Source organism: Kribbella sp. NPDC051587, from assembly GCF_044453945.1.
Classification (GTDB): Bacteria; Actinomycetota; Actinomycetes; order Propionibacteriales; family Kribbellaceae; genus Kribbella.
Map to the genome: position 1 here is coordinate 1,056,965 of NZ_JBITDE010000002.1, position 16,815 is coordinate 1,073,779.

Consider the following 16,815-nt stretch of genomic DNA (forward strand, 5'->3'; position numbering starts at 1 on the left):
ATCAGCGTCAAGCCTTGATCGCGTCGTACCGTCTGAGCGCCTCGCGGCGGGCCTCGGCGTGGTCGACGATCGGCTCGGGATAGCCGTCGGCGCCACCGTCGTGTGCCTTCTTGCCGTCGAGGTGGCGGAGCTCGGGGATCCACCGGCGGACGTACTCACCCTGCGGGTCGAACTTCAGGCCTTGGGTGGTCGGATTGAAGATCCGGAAGTACGGCGACGCGTCCGCCCCGCAGCCGGCCACCCATTGCCAGTTGAGTGAGTTCGAGGCGAGGTCGCCGTCGTACAGGGATTGCATGAACCAGCGCGCGCCGTACTTCCAGTGCACATGAAGGTCCTTCACCAGGAACGACGCGACGACCATCCGGACGCGGTTGTGCATGAACCCCTCGGCCGCGAGTTGCCGCATGCCGGCGTCGACGATCGGGTAGCCGGTCCGGCCTTGCTGCCAAGCGGTCAATTGGTCGCCAGGTTCGTCGTACTGCATCTTGTCGAACTCCGGTCGGAGCGGCTTCCAAGCAGCCTGCGGATAGCGCGCGAGGAGATCGGCGCAGAACTCACGCCAAGCCAGCTCGCGCCGGTAGGAGTCCGCGCCTTGGCTGCGCTTGCGGGCGAGGTCGGCGAGCATGGTGCGCGGGTGGATCTCGCCGTACTTCAACGGGATCGACATCCGTGAGGTGCTGTCGAGATCAGGCCGGTCGCGGACGTCGTCGTACTCGGCGACATCGTCGAGGTAGGTCTGCCAGTGCTTGCGCGCGGCATCTTCGCCAGCGCCTTCCGTGGTGCCGCTGGGGAGGTCTTCGCTGTCGGCCTTGGCCCACTGGACGTTGCTCGGGGCATCGACAGGCTGCCGCCAGCCGTGCTCGAGCCAGGCGCGGAAGTAGGGGGTGAACACCTGGTACGGCCGATCCTGCTGAGTGAAGATGCGTCCCGGAGCGATCGCATAGGGCGAACCGGTCTTGATCAGCGGGCACTTCAACGCGGCTTCAACTGCGTCGTCGCGGGTCTGCCCGTACGGCGCGTAGTCCGCGCTGATGTGGACGCTGGCGGCGCCGATGTCGTCGGCGAGCTTGGGGATCACGGTCGCCGGATCGCCGGAGCGGATCACGAGCCGACCACCCATGCTTTTCGAGAGCGCGCGCAGTGAGGTGGCGAGGTGCTCGCGGCGCGGGTCGCCGGATCGCTTCCACAACAGGGGATCCACGACGAAAACGCCGAGCACCTTCCCGTCGCCGGCGCTCACCGCATCCAGAAGCGCCGGGTTGTCACTCAGTCGCAGGTCCCGCCGGAACCACATCACCGCTGTGCTCATCGTCCCATCCTGTTGCCCGCCCGGCCGAAAGCAAACTGGCTCGCTGCTGAAAGCAAAGTGAAAGAAGTCAGTCGTTTGATAGTTGCCATGACCAAGAAACTGCTGGGCGCCCTCGCCGCCGCAACGCTGGCCGCCGGCGGACTGACCGCCGTCCTGGCCGCCACCGGCCCCGAAACCGCCTCAGCCGCCGACAACTGCCACTACGAACCCAGCGGCAACCCCTGGAAACACGTCTGCCTGAAAGGGCCCCACCGGTACCAGTCCCAATGCAACATGATGCGCAACGACATGGTGCGTAAGGGGTACGGCGTTCAGTCGTGTCACTGGGCCACCTACAGCGCCGGCACCGGCTGGTACTTCTGGTACGGCACCAACTAGTTCTTCCCCCGGCTGCGGGCACGCGCGCTCCTTCGTCGCGTGCTTCGCCCGTTCGCCCCCTTTGCGCGGCTACCGCCGCTTCCTTTCGAGGGCGATCCCGGCGGGCTGTTCATCCGGGATCGCCGCCGCTTAGCCCGCTCCTGTGTCGCGTGCACGCGGCTAGCTGGACTCGTGTCGGGTGGTGTGGATCGCGCGGGTGGTGGAGGAGCTGGTGGGTATGCCCCCGCTGCGGGCACGCGCGCTCCTTCGTCGCGTGCTTCGCCCGTGCGCCCCACCCGCCCCTTTTTGCGCGGCTGCCGCGCTTCCTTCAAACAGCAGTCCCGGCGGGCTGTTCATCGGGTGTCGCCGCCGCTTAGCCCGCTCCTTCGTCGCGTGCACGCCGCTTGCTGGACTCGTGTTGGGTGGGTGGATCGCGCGGGTGGTGGAGGAGCTGGTGGGTATGCCCCCCGCTGCGGGCACGCGCGCTCCTTCGTCGCGTGCTTCGCCCGTGCGCCCCACCCGCGCCCTTTGCGCGGCTGCCGCCGCTTCCTTTCGAGGGCGATCCCGGCGAGCTGGTCATCCGATATCGCCGCCGCTTAGCCCGCTCCTGCGTCGCGTGCACGCGGCTAGCTGGACTCGTATTGGGTGGGGTGGCCCGCGCGGGTGGTTGGTTTGAGCGTGGTGATGTGGTGGCGTGATGCTGGTTGTGCCGCTTAGCGGAGTGCTGCTGCCCTATAGCGGCAGCAATCATCCGCAAAGGTGGGCCTGGCCGCCGACGCGTCCAGCTCGAGGGTGGGGCGGCCTGCGCGGTGGATGTGCCGGCGAATCGTCAGCTCGACGAGCGTGCCGACGGGCCCGGCCCTCGGGCGAGGCGGCCCTACCCGGGGGATGTTGCCGACGGATCGTTGGCCCGACGAATGTGTCGCCGGGCCGCCAGCCCGGGAATGTGTCGGCGAACCGCAGCCCAGGGCAGGTGTCGGCGGAATCGCCAGTGTGCAGACGCACCGCAAGCACTGATCACCGCCCTCGCCAGGCGATCACCACGCCTGAGCACGCCCACCCGGTGCAGTTGATCACCAAGCGTCACCGTCTGACCGGGACGCACCCCGGGCGACCACGTGATCGATGCGGTCGGGTCGGCACATGTCGGGCTCCCCGCTCCAATCGACCACCCCGATGCGGACGCAGGCCTCGGGCTCCCGCGCGCACCCACCCCTCAACCCCACTTCAGCTAGCGGCGTGCACGCGACGCAGGAGCGGGCTAAGCGGCGGCTGACTACGGACGAACGGTCCGTCGGAACTGCCCTCGACAGGAAGCGGCGGCAGCCGCGCAAAAGGCGCGGGTGGAGCACGCGACGAAGGAGCGCGCGTGCCCGGAGCGAGGGGGCTCGTCGGGGGCTTGTACAGGATCGAACTCAACCCCGCCAGCGGTGGTGGTGTCGGGATTGGGTAAGGGTTGCCTCCATAGGTGAGAATGGTTGTCGTGAGCGAGCTGATCGATACCACGGAGATGTACCTGCGGACCGTCTACGAGCTGGAAGAAGAGGGCATCCTGCCGCTGCGCGCGCGGATCGCCGAACGGTTGCACCAATCCGGGCCGACGGTCAGTCAGACGGTGGCGCGGATGGAGCGCGACGGGCTGGTGACGGTGGAGGGGGACCGGCATCTCGAGCTCACCGAGGTCGGCCGCAAGCAGGCTGTTCGGGTGATGCGGAAGCACCGGTTGGCCGAGCGGTTGCTGGTCGATGTGATCGGGCTGGAGTGGGAGGACGTGCACGCCGAGGCTTGCCGGTGGGAGCACGTGATGAGTGACGCGGTGGAGCTGCGGCTGCTGAAGATCCTCGACAACCCGACCGAGTCGCCGTACGGGAACCCGATTCCGGGCCTGGAGGAGCTGCTCAGCGACGGTCAGGCCAGTGGGATCGAGGACTTCCGGATCGGTGTCGAGCCGCTGGACAAGGTGCTCGACCAGGCGACCGGTCAATCGGTCCGCGTGCTGGTCCGGCGGATCGCCGAGCCGGTGCAGACCGATGACAGTGCGATGGCGGTGCTTCGTAAGGCGGGTGCGCTGCCCGGCCGCGAGGTCGACTCCGCGCTGGATGCCGAGGGTGTGCTGGTCGGGAGTCGTGAGGCGGGTGGCGTGATCAGCGACGAGACCGCCGGCCACATCTTCGTCAGCCTGGTCTGAGGGCTCAGCAGGGTCAAGGGAATGTTAACGCTGAGCACTCGATGCGGTACGACGAGTGCTCAGCGGGTACCGTCTCGCTGAAATGTCCGAAAACGTCATCGACTGGCCGGAGTACCTGCGGGAGTTCCACACCGCGGCCCCGGGCAGCACCGAAGCCCTGTTGTCCCGCGCCACCGCCGGCGACCATACGCCGTACCGATGGCTGGTCCGTGCCGTCTCCGGTGAGTCCCGGCGCATCCTCGATCTGGCTTGTGGCAACGGCCCGGTCGCCCGTGAGTTGTACGGGCGGTGGGTGGTCGGGGTCGACAACAATGCCGCGCAGCTCGCCGGCGCACCCGGTCCGAAGGTGCAGGCCGACGCCCTGCATCTGCCGTTCGCGAACGAGGTCTTCGACGTCGTCACGTGCTCGATGGGCCTGATGGTCCTGCAGCCGCTGCCCGACGTACTGGCTGAGGCTGCGCGTGTACTGCGCCGCGGCGGCGTGCTGGCAGCGATCGTCCCGGCCGTGCGCCCGCTCAGGCGTGGCGACATCCGGACGCTGAGCGGGCTGACCACGCGGCTGCGGTCGACCCCGCAGTTCCCGGCCGGTGGGGAGATCACCGAGCTGAAGGACAAGCTGCGGCATGCCGGCTTCGACGTGATGGAGAGCCAGCGCGAGCGGTACGTGTACACGATCCACAGCGCCGACGACGCCCGCCGGCTGGTGAACGCGCTCTACCTGCCCGGTACGCCGGACGCCCGCCGCGACACCGCCAGCGACTGGCTCGCGGACCGGGCCGAGTCCAAGGACGGGCTCGAGGTCGCGATCCCGATCCGCCGGATCACGGCGATGCGGGGGAAGGTCGCTCTCACCGGTTGACCGCCTGATGAATCAGGCGCCGCGGGGAAGTAGCGTGTGCCTGTGGGTGCTGCGCTGAGCTGGTCCGTGCGGACCGTGGACCGGGCGCTCGACGGTGAGACGGTCTACCGCGAGCTGCTGGCCGGTGAGCCGGTCGCGTTCTGGCTCGACGGCAGCCTGACCGATCGCGCCGTACGCCGGATCTCGGTCCTCGGAACGGGCTCCGACGTCCTGGTCCGGGACGCGGCCGACGGCGATGTGTTCGCCGAACTGCAGACTCTGCTCGCCGCCCGCACCGGCGAACCGCCGGCGGTTCTCGACGGCTACTTCAACGGCGGGTACGTCGGCTACTTCGGCTACGAACTCAAATCCCTCACTGGCGGTACGGCGAACCACCGAGCGACGACTCCGGATGCGTTGTGGATCTGGGCCGACCGCTTCATCGTCATCGACCACGACCGCGATCTCACCCTGTTGGTTGCCGTCGGCCCCGGAGAGGACTGGCTCGACCGCGCCGAGCGCGTCATCGCCGACTGGTCGATGACCGGGGTGACGCGCCCCGCGATCGCCGACCTGGATCTCGAAGCCCACCTGGAGCTCGACCGACCGGCGTACCTGGCCGCGATCACCCGCTGCATGACCGCCCTCGAAGCCGGCGAAACCTACGAGGTCTGCCTGACCAACCGCGTCCGGCTCCCCGCCGTACCCGATCCGTTCGCCTTCTTCTGCTGGCAACGCGCCACCAACCCGGCGCCGTACGCCGCCTTCCTCCGGTACGGCGAACTGGCCGTCGCCAGCTCGTCTCCGGAGCGCTTCCTGACCGTCGACGCGGACGGCTGGGCCGAGTGCCGCCCGATCAAGGGGACGGCCCCACGCGACCTGGACCCGTTCCAGGACCAGGTGGCGGCGAAGTCCTTGGCCGAGGACGAGAAGACGCGCGCCGAGAACCTGATGATCGTCGACCTGATCCGCAACGACCTCGGCCGGGTGAGTGAACCTGGATCCGTGCAGGTACCGCAGTTGATGCAGGTCGAGAGCTACCGCACCGTGCACCAGTTGGTCACCACGGTCCGCGGCAAACTCCGGTCCGACGTGAGTGCGGTTGACGCCGTACGGGCCTGTTTCCCGCCCGGGTCGATGACCGGGGCGCCGAAGATCCGCACGATGGAACTGCTCGACGAACTCGAGCCGAGTGCTCGCGGTGTCTACGCCGGAGCCCTCGGCTACCTCACGGTGGACGGTCGCGCGGACCTCAGTGTGGTCATCCGGACCGCGGTGCTGACGCCGGACGGGACGGTGATCGGTGCCGGGGGAGCGATCGTGCTCGACTCCGACCCGGTCGCGGAGTACGACGAAATGGTGCTCAAGGCAACGGCCACGATCGGGGCCAACTAAGGGGTGGACATGGGATTGCAGGTGGCGGATTCGTTCCTGGTAACCGACGGTGCAGTGCGGGGGATCGACCTGCACCGCGCGCGTTTCGTCGGCTCGTGCGCGGCGGCCGGCGTCGACGCGGCGCCCTTCTGGGACCAGCAGGTACGACGCCTGCCCGGCTTCGGCCGCTGGTTCCCGCGCTTCGAACTCCACGACGACGGTGAACTCGCCGTCCAACGCCGCCCCGCCCCCACCACCGGAGGCCGAGTCCGCGTCGCCGTCCACGAAGGCCCCGACCCCCGAACCGCGCCACGCGTCAAAGGCCCTGATCTCGAACTCCTGGGCAAGCTCAAAGAGGCAGCCCCACACCGAGCCGACGAGATCATCCTCCTCGACTCCGACGGTACCGTCCTCGAAGCGGCGTACTCCGCAATCGCTTGGTGGGAAGGCGAAACCCTCTGCTTCCCACCCACTGACCGCCCCCTCCTCCCCTCGGTCACGGCCGCTCTCCTCCGCCAAATCGCCGCCACCCAAGGCGTCCCGGTCGCCGAACACGCGCGCACCCCCGCCGACCTCGAGTCGACGGAGACCTGGCTCCTGAACGCCCTCCACGGCATCCGCCCCATCCACGCCTGGAACGACTCCCCGATAGACCCCCTCCCCAACACACCGGCCGACGACTGGCAGTCCCACCTCACCGCCCTCGCGCGCCCTCTCTGACCGTCGGACCCCATTTGGTGGGTGTGGTCTACCCACCGCGGCGACTGGCCCACCCACAATCCCGTGGGTGCACCCACCAAATGCTGCGGGATCGGCCGAGACGCCGCCCGGCCTGCTGCGGATGAGGATCAGCGGAGTCCCACTGCCACAGAGCGGCCGTGATCATCCGCAAAGCGACCCGGCGCACGTTGGGCATCCGTCAACCACGTGACGGCCGCGGATGTGGTTGAGCGGTGCTCAAGGTCGAAAGGCCGGCGCACCTTGAGTACCGCTCGACCACGTTGAGGGCGGGAAGATGGTTGGGCGGCGCTCAACGTCGTACTGGGTGCACTTCGGGCACTCGGCAGTCGCTTTCGAGGTGTCGGGTGCCCATCGGGCGTTCCCGCACAGCAACCAAAGCCCGTCAGCCCCAGGCAACGTGTACCTCGGTCGCCGAACGAACCCATCCCCCTTAGCCACCGCATTGCCCGGCCCCCTCTTTTGATCGGCCGCAACCAACCTCAGCCACAGCGCGACGTGCCGGCCGAGTCGCTCGCCTGGCCCGCCGCGCGACCCGACCGCCTCCGGCGGTCGACTGAAAGCTTCGCGCGCGCCAAGCAGATGGCTGAGGGGGAGGGCGAGGTCGGTGACCGAGGTACACGTTGCCTGGGGCTGATGGGCTGTGGCTGGGGTGGGTGATGCGCGGAGCTTGCGCTAGCGGTGAGTTTTTCGGGTCCAGGCGACGAAAAACTCACCCATAGCGCGATCGACCGTCCTGGGCGAGGCACCTTGAGCACTCCTCAACCACGTGACGCCCGCCGAAAGGGTTGAACCGTGCTCAAGGTCGAAGGGGCGGCTGGGGCGGGTAGAGGTTGGGCGGTGCACAACGTCCGTACGGGCGGACTTGGGGCACCCGCCAACCACTTTTGGGGCGGGTAGGTGGTTGGGCCGTGCCAAGGTGATGGGTTGTAAATGTGATATCACTTTGCTACTGTCTAGATAGACGAGAGGAGTGGGTGATGGTTGAGGTCGAGGGCGTTGTGGAGATGCCGAAGCCGAAGGTGAGCGAGCGGGTGGCGGCCGAGCTGAACGGGTGGCCGATCGCGGGTGCCTCGTTCGTGCTGGTGGTCGGCGGGCTGGTGTTGTTCTCGGTGGGGCTCGGGAATGGGACGACTCCGGTTGTCGTGCTCGGGGCGGCTGCGTTCGTGGTCGGGGCGATCCTCGCCGCGGGGTTGACGCCGGTGCAGCCGGGGCGGGCGCGGGTGTTGCAGATCCTTGGCCGGTACGCCGGGACGCTCCGCACCGACGGACTGCGGTGGGTGAACCCGATCGCTACCCGGCGTGAGGTCTCCACCCGGATCCGGAACCACGAGACGGCCGTTGCCAAGGTCAACGATGCCGACGGCAACCCGATCGAGATCGCGGCCGTGGTGGTGTGGCAGGTGCAGGACACCGCGCAGGCGATGTTCGAGGTGGACGACTTCGTGGAGTTCGTGGCGATCCAGACCGAGACCGCGGTCCGGCACATCGCCAACAGCTACCCGTACGACGTGCACACCGATGACGGTGGACTGTCGTTGCGGGACAGCACCGACGAGATCACCGAAACCCTGTCGACCGAGATCGGGGCGCGGGTCCAGGCAGCCGGCGTGCATGTCATCGAGTCGCGGATCACGCACCTGGCCTACGCGCCGGAGATCGCCCAGGCGATGCTGCGTCGTCAGCAGGCCGGTGCGATCGTCGCGGCCCGGCAGCGGATCGTGGAGGGTGCGGTCGGCATGGTCGAGCTCGCGCTGGATCAGCTGTCCGAGCACAATGTGGTCGAGCTCGACGAGGAGCGGAAGGCGACCATGGTCAGCAACCTGCTCGTGGTGCTGTGTGGTGACCGCGACGCGCAGCCTGTGGTCAACACCGGTTCGCTCTACCAGTGAGCGACCGACATGGCTGCCGAACGTAAGAAGATCCTGCTCCGGCTGGATCCCGCAGTGCACGACGCGCTCGCCCGCTGGGCGGCCGACGACCTGCGCAGTACCAACGCTCAGATCGAGTTTCTGCTCCGGCGGGCGCTGGCCGAGGCCGGTCGGCTCCCGTCCGGTGTCGGCAAGCTCCGGCGGCCCGGCCGACCGGCCAAGGAGGGCGACAGTGATGGTGAGTAGGGCGTTACCGAAGCGGCCCGCGCGGGTCGGACCCGCCGCGGCGCCGGAGGCCCTGGCGGCGCGGATCTTCTTACTGGCTTACGATCCCGCGAAGGGTCGGCTGACCGGCCGCTCGAAGCTGGGGAAGACCTTGCGGGCCGCCGCGCTGATCGACCTGCAGCTCCGCGGAAACCTTGCCGATGACAACGGCCGGGCCCAGGTCACCAAAGCAAAACCGCCCACCGACGAGATCCTGGCCGGCATCCTCACCGAGATCGGTACGACGGGATCGCGCAAATGGCGGACCTGGATCGACCGCCGGCAACGCGCGATCGTGCGGGACGTGCGCGACGACCTCGCCCGGGCCCAGCTGATCCGGGTCGAACCGCATCGGATCCTCGGTCTGATCCCGGCCGACCGCATCACGATCCGCCAGCCGCTGGTGCGACGTCAGCTGCTGCAACGGACGACCGACGTACTGCGGCCGTCGCGCCTCGTGACCCGGATCGACCTCCGGGACGCGGCGCTCGCCGTACTGGCGTCGACAGCTGACCTGCGCGTGGTGATCCCGAAGGAGCTGCGCACGCGGCACAAGGATCGCCTTGCCCAGTTGACGGTTCGCGTCGGCCCGGTGGTCCCGGCCCTGAAGAAGTCGTTCCAGTCGAGCAGTTCCGGCTAGTCCTGCGGGGTGGCCGAGCGGGCGGCCAGCACGCTGAGGCTGTGCGCGATCGAGGTGAGCGCCAGGGCCGCGACCGAGTCATAGGTTCCGGGCTTCAGCTTGGCTGCCGTGGTCGCCGCCTGCTCCGCGAAGAGCTTGGCCGCCTGCAGGTCGTTCTCGTGAGCGTTCATGGGAGTGACGCTAGTGGCCGCGCGGGCCGCCGACCGCCCCTCGTACCGCACTCGCAATTGACCTGAGCGCCGATCGTGGCTGGGGTGCTGGGGTGCTGGGGTCTGGGGTGTTATGGTGCTATGGTTCGTTGGTCAAGTAATTAACCTAAGAACCTGCGCCCCCCAGAAAACACAGGGAGGAGGCCGTGATGTTCGACGAACGCAGCCCGATCTATCTGCAGATCGCGGAGCAGATCAAGAACGACATCGTCAGCGGCGCCCTCGCCGAGGACGAGCAGGTGATGTCCACGAACCAGTACGCCGCGTTCTACCGGATCAACCCGGCCACCGCGGCGAAGGGGTTCGCGCAGCTCGTCGACGAGGGCGTGCTCTACAAGAAGCGCGGGATCGGGATGTTCGTCAGCCCGAACGCGCGGGAGGTGCTGCGCTCCGACCGCAAGGAAGTGTTCTTCAGCGACGTAGTGGAGCCGGTGATCCGCGAGGCCAAGGCGCTCGGCGTCCCGCTGCGGGACGTTATCCACTACATCCGTCAGTTCGGAGACTCGTGATGGCAGACACCGCCCTGTCGGTCCGCACCGAGAACCTGTCGGTCCGGTTCTCCGGCACGCCCGCACTCGACCGGCTGGACCTGCGGCTGGCGCCCGGCAAGATCCACGGCCTGCTGGGCCGCAACGGTTCCGGCAAGAGCACCCTCGCCGCCGTCCTGGCCGGTTTCCGGCAGCCCGACGACGGCCAGGTTGTGATGGAAGGCGCCGGCATCGGTACGCCGCTCGCTCCGTACGAGAACGCGGTCGTCACCAGCCGGATCTGCCTGATCCGCGAATCCGGTGACGTGGCCGGCAGCCTCCAGGTCCGGCATGCGCTCGCGCTGGCCGCGAGCCTGCGCCCGTACTGGGACGCCGACCTGGCCGGCGAACTCCTCGACCGCTTCGAGGTGCCGACCAACCAGCGGATGCAGAAGCTATCCCGAGGGAAGAAGTCCGCGCTGGCCGCCGTGCTCGGCCTGGCCAGCCGAGCACCGCTGACGATCTTCGACGAGACCTACCTCGGCATGGACGTTCCCTCCCGTACGGCGTTCTACGACGCCCTGCTCGCCGATTACGCCGAGGTGCCGCGGACGATCGTGCTGTCCACGCACCTGGTCAACGAGGTGAGCACGCTGCTGGAGGATGTCGTCATCCTCGACAACGGCCGGCTCGTCACCCAGTCGCCGGTCGATGCGCTGCGCGGCCGCGGCGCTGCGGTCGTAGGCCCAGCCAGGACTGTCGATGAGTTCACCAGCGGGTTGACGGTACTGTCCGAGGAGAAGCTCGGCGGTACCAAGTCCACCACGGTTCTCGGCGACCTCGACCCGGCGCTGCTCGCGCAAGCAGCCTCGGCCGGACTCGAGGTCGGACCGGTCGGCCTCCAGGACCTCTTCGTCCATCTCACCGCCCCGGCATCGAAGGGAACCCGCTCGTGAGCACAGCGACTGCAACCCTGCCGCGCGGGGTCACCAACGGCCAACGTCTCCGCATGGTGCTGGCCGCCATGACGGTCGGATCGCGGCCGATGCTGCTCGTGTACTGGGCGGTGATGCTGATCGCCTTCATGGCCGGCGGTCTGATCGTCCAGTTCATCACCGACGGCACCGGCCACAGTGTCTGGGACTACGGAACCCAGTCACCGAAGTACTTCTCCCTGGCGGTCGGCATCAGCGTGGTCCCGACGTACGTGAACGCGATGGTCGCCCAAGGGGTCACCCGGCGGATGTTCTCAGTTGCCTCGAGCATCTTCCTGACCACGGCCGCGCTGATGACCGCGGTGATCTGGGTGATCGGCTACCAGATCGAGCGAGTGGTCTACGACTCGCAGGGCTGGGCGCAGACGATGGAGAACCGGCACCTGTTCACCAGTACGTCGCAGGTCTGGCTGATCCTCGCGGAGTTCGGGCTACTCGTCGTCTCGCACGAGGCAACGGGCTGGTTGCTCGGGGTCACCTTCTATCGGTTCGGTTTCTGGCGCGGGCTGGCGATGGCCCCGGTGTCGTTGGTCCCAGCTGCGGCGACCGAGTTCCTGCTGGTCTCGCAGTGGCTCGGCAGCCCGTTGTCCGAGCTGGGCTATCAACGACCGTCGCTCGCGGTCGCCGTACCGGTCGTCGCTCTGGTCACCGCACTCGGTCTGTACGTCGGGTATCGCGTTCTGCAACCGATGCCCCTCAAGCCCGCCAAGGGCTGAGTTATGCACAGGGCATGTGCATAACTCAGCTGCGTTCTGTGGATGGTTGCGTGCTCACTGTGGACGACACGCAGAGAGTCGCCAGATCACGAGAACTGTTGTCTGGAAAGGGTTGTGCGACCGCCGTCGGCGGCGGTAGAAATGTCGACACGCTGTTCTCTCGAGGAGCGGCGGGTCGAACGGAAACCGAGGACCCAAGCGGTGGGGATCCCCACCGAGGTAGACCGGTGACGGGGTCTGCTGGTCCCACGGATCTGGCTCGGGAGGCTGGAGACGTCACCTTCCTTCAGCTTGTTGGGCCCCTCCGACTCATACTCGGAGGGGCCCCACTTTGTCAGTGAGACCCCTCCGTCTCGATATGTCAGCCGAGCGTGATGCGCAGGGCCGCGGAATCGCGAGCTGTCACGTGCACCTCGGTGCCCCGAGCGGTCCGGACCACCTGGTACGGCGTTGCGCGGCCGTTGAGCGTGACCTGGTGAACCTTCGCGCCGGCCGGGATCACCGCGCCGACCGTGAAGGCCGCCTTGACCTTGTGAACGATCAGATCGGTCCGCAACTCCTTACCTGTAAGGCGTGCTGAGACATCGATCGACCCACGGCCGAGCCGGATGTTGCTTCCGGCCACCTTCGGCTGACCGGCCGGGATCTGCGGTACGACGGACACCCGGCCGTGACCGAGGTCCGGATCGACGCCGAGCTGCTGGTGGATCACCGGCCAGACGATGCCGTACGTTCCCCACGCCTGCAGTGTCATCGACCGGTCGTAGAACGGGCGGCCGATGTTCGCCGCGGAGTCCGGCGACGGCGCGATCTCCGGCATCGCGCCTGGCGTCTCCCAGACCTTCGGGTCGAGCTGGATGCGTGCGTTGCCGGTCGTGTAGACCTGCTGCTGGTTCGGGCCGAGGCGACCGTAGTTGCCTTCAGCAACCGCCATGATGGAGGTGTTGAGCGAGAAGATGCTGCGCTCGCTCTTCACCTGCGAGACGACCGGGTCGCACGACGCACCCGGGTTGCCGGCTGGGTCCGAGGTTGGACCGGTGCCGGTGTGGTACAGGCCGAACTCGCCTGTGTAGCAAGGCTTCTCGCGTTGGGTGAGTGCCGTGGCGGCATTCTCAGCCGACGCGAGCGGCGACTTCGGCTGGCCGGGGCGGACCAGTTCGGCCTCCATCGGCGTGACGCCTGTCCAGTGCCGTTGGAAGATCGGCGTGTTGTCGTTGGCCGGGTTCGCGGGGTCGTCGATCGAATCGGCGTACCCGAGGGCCTGCGGGACCCACCACTGCGCCTCGAACCGCGCCTCGATGTCCTTGGCCCGAGCGGTGGCCCACTGCTCGACCTTGCTGTCGTGGCGTGAGGCGGCCAGGTCGGCGAGATCGCGCAGGCCACGCGCGAGGTAGACAGTGCTATCGAGCTTCTCTGCGCCCATGCCGGAGCGTTCGACGTTCGCGAGACCTTCGGGCCAGCCGTCCTTGTCCTTGTCGAGTTCGCGATAGACGTACTGCAGGTTGCGCACACTGAAGTCGTAGAAGTCGTCGCGGAACCGGTCGTCGCCCGTCCATCGCCACAGCAGCGCGACAATACTCGGGAACTTGACCGTCTCGTCGGTGTTGCCCGCGCTCTGGTTGGAGCCGAAGTACACGTCGCCGGTCGGGATGATCTCGTGGGCGACCTTGCCGCTGCGTGCGTTCAGCAGATCGCTGATGTCCCGTAGCGCCTTGAGGTGCGCCTTGACTGTGTCGAACTGGCCGGCCGCGACGGCGGCGTACGACGTGTACTCGCCGTCGGTCGCGAAGAGCCACGGATAGTCCGGGAATCCCGCGCCGAACCAGCGCGCGGTGTCGACGGTACCGACCGGGGCCGGGTAGTTCTTGCCTTCGTTCACGTCACGGACCTGCAGGTTGCGCGCCTCCTGCACGGAGTCGGCCAGATTCTGCTTGCTCCACTCGACGCTCTGCTGCAGTAGCCGGTCACCAGGCAGGTCCACTGCTGACATCTGATCGATCTGCTGTCGCTGAGAAGTCTTTGCCTTCAGCAACTTGTCGGGATTGCTGAGTGCACGCTGATACTCGCGCTGTGCCGCGGAAGGGCCGGCATCGGATCCGGCGACCGCGAACCAGATGGTCTGTTCACGACCGGGTTTCAGGGCGACGTCGTACGTGAGCCGCCCACCGGTTCCCTTGCCCACCAACGAGTCGTCGCACCGCGCGGGCGTCGTACCGTCGGCCGGGCAGATGACGGCCGGGTCTTGGGGACCGCGGTGGTTCGCGCCGAGCGCGTGGTTCGTCGGACGCAGGGACGATCCGACGTACGCCGCGTAGTCGTGCTTGGTGTTCTGTTCACGGAACTGCAGTGAGCCGTTGCCGTAGCTGCCGGTGTCGGGCAGGTTGGCGTCGGCCGCGCTCGGCGTCGTCCAGCCCCACGGGTACGACGACATCAACTCCGAGTGCGCGTCCACGTCGAGGCTGACCGTCTTCGCCGTGGCCGAGGTGAGCGTCAGGCCGACCAGCGTTGCGCGCAAACCGTCCGGCACGAAGTCGGTACGGCGTACTTGCACCGCACCGTTGTAATCGATCCGGCTGTATCCGTGGCCGCTCGTGTACTTGGCCGCGGCCGTGTCCTTGCCCAGCCACTGCCCGTCGAGCCCGAACCACAACCCGTCCAGCAGCTTGATGGGTTGCGTCCAGAACCCACCCATCTCGCCACGAATGTGCCAGCCCGTTGCCGGGTAGAGCCCGGACTCGTCGCCCATCGCGTAAGCGCGATCACCGACGACCAGCGAGCGCCGATCGGGAAGGCGGGTGCTTTCGGACAGTTCGTGGGGATTCGACTGTGGGGGTGGTTTGCCTGCGGTGGCCGTTGCTGTGCCTGCCAGCAGCGCGGTGACCACAAGCATCGTCAGGCCAGGTAGTCGGGGAGTCATGGCGGGTTCCTCCTTCTCCGGCGCATCGGGCACCGGATCAGCCAGGGGCTGTGCTGCCTCTGACCACTAGTTCGGGGAGCAGCAGGCGTTCGGTAGGGCCTGCGGGCGGGTCGGTGAGGATGGTGATCAGTTCGGCGGCGATGTCGTCCATCGGCTGGCGCAGGCTGGTCAGGCCGGGGGAGACCACGTCGGCCAAGGGGGAGTCGTCGAAGCCGGTGACGCCGAGGTCGACGCCCGGAGTGAGGCCGCGGCGGGTCAGCTCGCGGAGAACACCGAGCGCGAGAATGTCGCTCAGGGCAACGATTCCGTCCGGCGGCTCGGGACCGTCCAACAGCTCGGCCGCGGCGCGGGCGCCCTCGTCGAGCGTGTCTTCGGTGCAGTGCACGGCCAGCCCGGTGGTCGGCAGTCCCAAGGCTGCGCAGGCGGTTCGCCAGCCGTCGAGGCGATCCTCGGCGAGACCGGAAGTCCTCGGCCAGCCGATGAACGCGATCCGGCGCCGCCCGGTCTCGTGCAAGTGCAGCACCGCCAACCCTGAACCGGCCGCGCCGTCGACATCGACCCACGGCCCCGGCTGCGTGGTCTCCTTCCAGACCCGGCCGAACGAGACGAACGGGATCTTCTTCTCCTTCAGCCATCCGTGCCGCGGGTCCCGCGTCTCGGTCTGCGACAGCACGAACCCGTCCACGAGTCGCCGCGCGTGCAGATCGTCGTACGTCGGCATGCCGTCGACGCCGGGTGGTGCGGTGAAGAGCAGGATGTGCCGGCCGGTGCTCTCCGCGGCCGCGCACAAGGCGTGCAGGAACTGGTCCATCACGAGATGCGTCCGGCTCGGCCAGCTGGGAACGCAGTACCCGATCAGCTCGACCGCGCTGGTGCGCAGGCTGCGGGCGTTACGATTGGGCCGGTAGTTGAGCAGCTCGATCGACCGACTGACCCGTGCGAGGGTGTCCGGCCGCAGCCGATGGGGAGCGTTCAACGCGTTCGACACCGTCTGGACCGAGACCTCCGCGTGCGCGGCGACCTGCTTCAGCGTGGCCACAGCAACCTCCCGCGGACGTTTTGAACGTTAAAATCAGCAGCAGTCTGCCTCTGACCGCACCCAGGTGTCAACGTCTCGGCGGCCCGTCCCGCACGATCGCCACCGTCTCCGCGACCGGCAACGGCGGAATCCACCGACCCCACCAGGTCGCCCCCGCTTCCGCGAATGCGACTGGGTCCCCGCCGCTCACCTTGACCTCGAACCCGTCGGCACTGCCACGCTCCGCCAACAACCGCCGTACGTCGTCAGGTGTGATGCCGCGCCCGCTGGTGTACGCACAACTCCCGTCCCACCGCAGGATCCGCCGCCGTACCGCAGGCACCAACAAATCCCCGCCGACCCACACCGGAATCCGCGGCTCCTGCACCGGCCGAGCCGTCAACTGCACGTTCTCCACCTGGTAGTGCTTCCCGCGATGCGTCACCGGCTCCCCGGTCCAAAACCGGTCGATCAGCTCGAGCCCCTCATCCAGCATCTCCGCCAGCACCCGCGGCGGCTGCCGCGGCATGAACGGATCTCCGGGATCCCCAATCCCCACCCCCAGCACGAACCGCCCCTCCGACAAGTGATCCAGCGCCACCGCCTCCGCCGCCACCGTCCACGGACTCCGCCGGGGGAGCGGCGTCACCGTCATACCGATCCGGATCCGCGACGTAGCCACCGCCATCGCCGCCAAACAAACCCACGGATCCCACGTCGGCTCCGAAGCATCGCCCTGATAGACGAGATAGTCCTCAAGAAACATCCCGTCCCACCCGGACTCCTCCACCACCCGAGCCAACTCCGCCAACCCCCGCGGATCCCGCCCAGCCCCCACCGCTCCCACCGTCACCGAGTAGCGCATGAACCCGACGCTAGCGGGCCCTACCGACAGTGGGCGGACCGCCAGCACT

Annotated in this window: 16 protein-coding genes; 11 read left to right on the plus strand and 5 right to left on the minus strand. The window is 67.9% G+C overall.

Annotated features, from left to right (window positions below):
- Window positions 1-7: 7 nt before the first annotated feature.
- Window positions 8-1,309 carry a cryptochrome/photolyase family protein gene (locus ACIA49_RS11445; RefSeq protein ID WP_396377018.1) on the minus strand — a complete coding sequence of 434 codons (1,302 nt, stop codon included), beginning with the start codon at window positions 1,307-1,309 and terminating at the stop codon, window positions 8-10.
- A gap of 87 nt (window positions 1,310-1,396) precedes the next feature.
- Between ACIA49_RS11445 and ACIA49_RS11450 the strand changes: the two genes are divergently transcribed.
- From ACIA49_RS11450 to ACIA49_RS11485, 8 genes are all read left to right on the plus strand, one after another.
- A complete protein-coding gene (locus tag ACIA49_RS11450; protein WP_396377019.1) occupies window positions 1,397-1,687 on the plus strand; it encodes a hypothetical protein in 291 nt (96 codons plus the stop codon).
- 1,462 nt (window positions 1,688-3,149) lie between these two features.
- Window positions 3,150-3,854, plus strand: a complete 705-nt coding sequence (locus ACIA49_RS11455; RefSeq protein WP_396377020.1) for a metal-dependent transcriptional regulator — start codon at window positions 3,150-3,152, stop codon at window positions 3,852-3,854.
- A gap of 82 nt (window positions 3,855-3,936) precedes the next feature.
- Window positions 3,937-4,713, plus strand: a complete 777-nt coding sequence (locus ACIA49_RS11460; RefSeq protein ID WP_396377021.1) for a class I SAM-dependent methyltransferase — start codon at window positions 3,937-3,939, stop codon at window positions 4,711-4,713.
- Window positions 4,714-4,755: 42 nt separating this feature from the next.
- On the plus strand, window positions 4,756-6,087 hold the full coding sequence (pabB, locus tag ACIA49_RS11465; protein WP_396377022.1) for an aminodeoxychorismate synthase component I: 1,332 nt from the start codon (window positions 4,756-4,758) through the stop codon (window positions 6,085-6,087).
- 9 nt (window positions 6,088-6,096) lie between these two features.
- Entirely contained in the window at window positions 6,097-6,786 is a 690-nt protein-coding gene (locus ACIA49_RS11470; protein ID WP_396377023.1) for an aminotransferase class IV, read from the plus strand.
- 998 nt (window positions 6,787-7,784) lie between these two features.
- Window positions 7,785-8,696 carry an SPFH domain-containing protein gene (locus ACIA49_RS11475; protein WP_396377024.1) on the plus strand — a complete coding sequence of 304 codons (912 nt, stop codon included), beginning with the start codon at window positions 7,785-7,787 and terminating at the stop codon, window positions 8,694-8,696.
- Window positions 8,697-8,705: 9 nt separating this feature from the next.
- Window positions 8,706-8,921, plus strand: a complete 216-nt coding sequence (locus tag ACIA49_RS11480; protein WP_396377025.1) for a hypothetical protein — start codon at window positions 8,706-8,708, stop codon at window positions 8,919-8,921.
- The gene (locus ACIA49_RS11485) at window positions 8,911-9,579 is read left to right on the plus strand and encodes a GPP34 family phosphoprotein (RefSeq protein ID WP_396377187.1); all 669 of its coding nucleotides are present in this window, start codon (window positions 8,911-8,913) and stop codon (window positions 9,577-9,579) included. The genes ACIA49_RS11480 and ACIA49_RS11485 overlap by 11 nt, the downstream gene beginning before the upstream one ends.
- Here the strand turns inward: ACIA49_RS11485 and ACIA49_RS11490 are convergent.
- Window positions 9,576-9,749, minus strand: a complete 174-nt coding sequence (locus ACIA49_RS11490) for a hypothetical protein (protein WP_396377026.1) — start codon at window positions 9,747-9,749, stop codon at window positions 9,576-9,578. The two genes, ACIA49_RS11485 and ACIA49_RS11490, sit on opposite strands and share 4 nt — an antisense overlap.
- 188 nt (window positions 9,750-9,937) lie before the next feature.
- On the opposite strand from ACIA49_RS11490, the gene ACIA49_RS11495 reads away from it, so the two are divergent.
- Genes ACIA49_RS11495 through ACIA49_RS11505 form a run of 3 tightly spaced genes read left to right on the plus strand, consistent with a single transcriptional unit; the run spans window position 9,938 to window position 11,966 of the window.
- Window positions 9,938-10,297 carry a GntR family transcriptional regulator gene (locus tag ACIA49_RS11495; RefSeq protein WP_396377027.1) on the plus strand — a complete coding sequence of 120 codons (360 nt, stop codon included), beginning with the start codon at window positions 9,938-9,940 and terminating at the stop codon, window positions 10,295-10,297.
- The gene (locus tag ACIA49_RS11500) at window positions 10,297-11,211 is read left to right on the plus strand and encodes an ATP-binding cassette domain-containing protein (protein WP_396377028.1); all 915 of its coding nucleotides are present in this window, start codon (window positions 10,297-10,299) and stop codon (window positions 11,209-11,211) included. The genes ACIA49_RS11495 and ACIA49_RS11500 overlap by 1 nt, the downstream gene beginning before the upstream one ends.
- The gene (locus ACIA49_RS11505) at window positions 11,208-11,966 is read left to right on the plus strand and encodes a hypothetical protein (protein WP_396377029.1); all 759 of its coding nucleotides are present in this window, start codon (window positions 11,208-11,210) and stop codon (window positions 11,964-11,966) included. Before ACIA49_RS11500 ends, ACIA49_RS11505 begins: the two co-directional genes overlap by 4 nt.
- A gap of 361 nt (window positions 11,967-12,327) precedes the next feature.
- Here ACIA49_RS11505 and ACIA49_RS11510 read toward each other — a convergent pair whose 3' ends face one another.
- From ACIA49_RS11510 to ACIA49_RS11520, 3 genes are all read right to left on the minus strand, one after another.
- Window positions 12,328-14,883 carry a glycogen debranching protein gene (locus ACIA49_RS11510; protein WP_396377030.1) on the minus strand — a complete coding sequence of 852 codons (2,556 nt, stop codon included), beginning with the start codon at window positions 14,881-14,883 and terminating at the stop codon, window positions 12,328-12,330.
- A gap of 37 nt (window positions 14,884-14,920) precedes the next feature.
- Window positions 14,921-15,922, minus strand: a complete 1,002-nt coding sequence (locus ACIA49_RS11515) for a LacI family DNA-binding transcriptional regulator (protein WP_396377031.1) — start codon at window positions 15,920-15,922, stop codon at window positions 14,921-14,923.
- Window positions 15,923-15,989: 67 nt separating this feature from the next.
- Entirely contained in the window at window positions 15,990-16,766 is a 777-nt protein-coding gene (locus tag ACIA49_RS11520; RefSeq protein ID WP_396377032.1) for an LLM class flavin-dependent oxidoreductase, read from the minus strand.
- Window positions 16,767-16,815 lie beyond the last annotated feature (49 nt).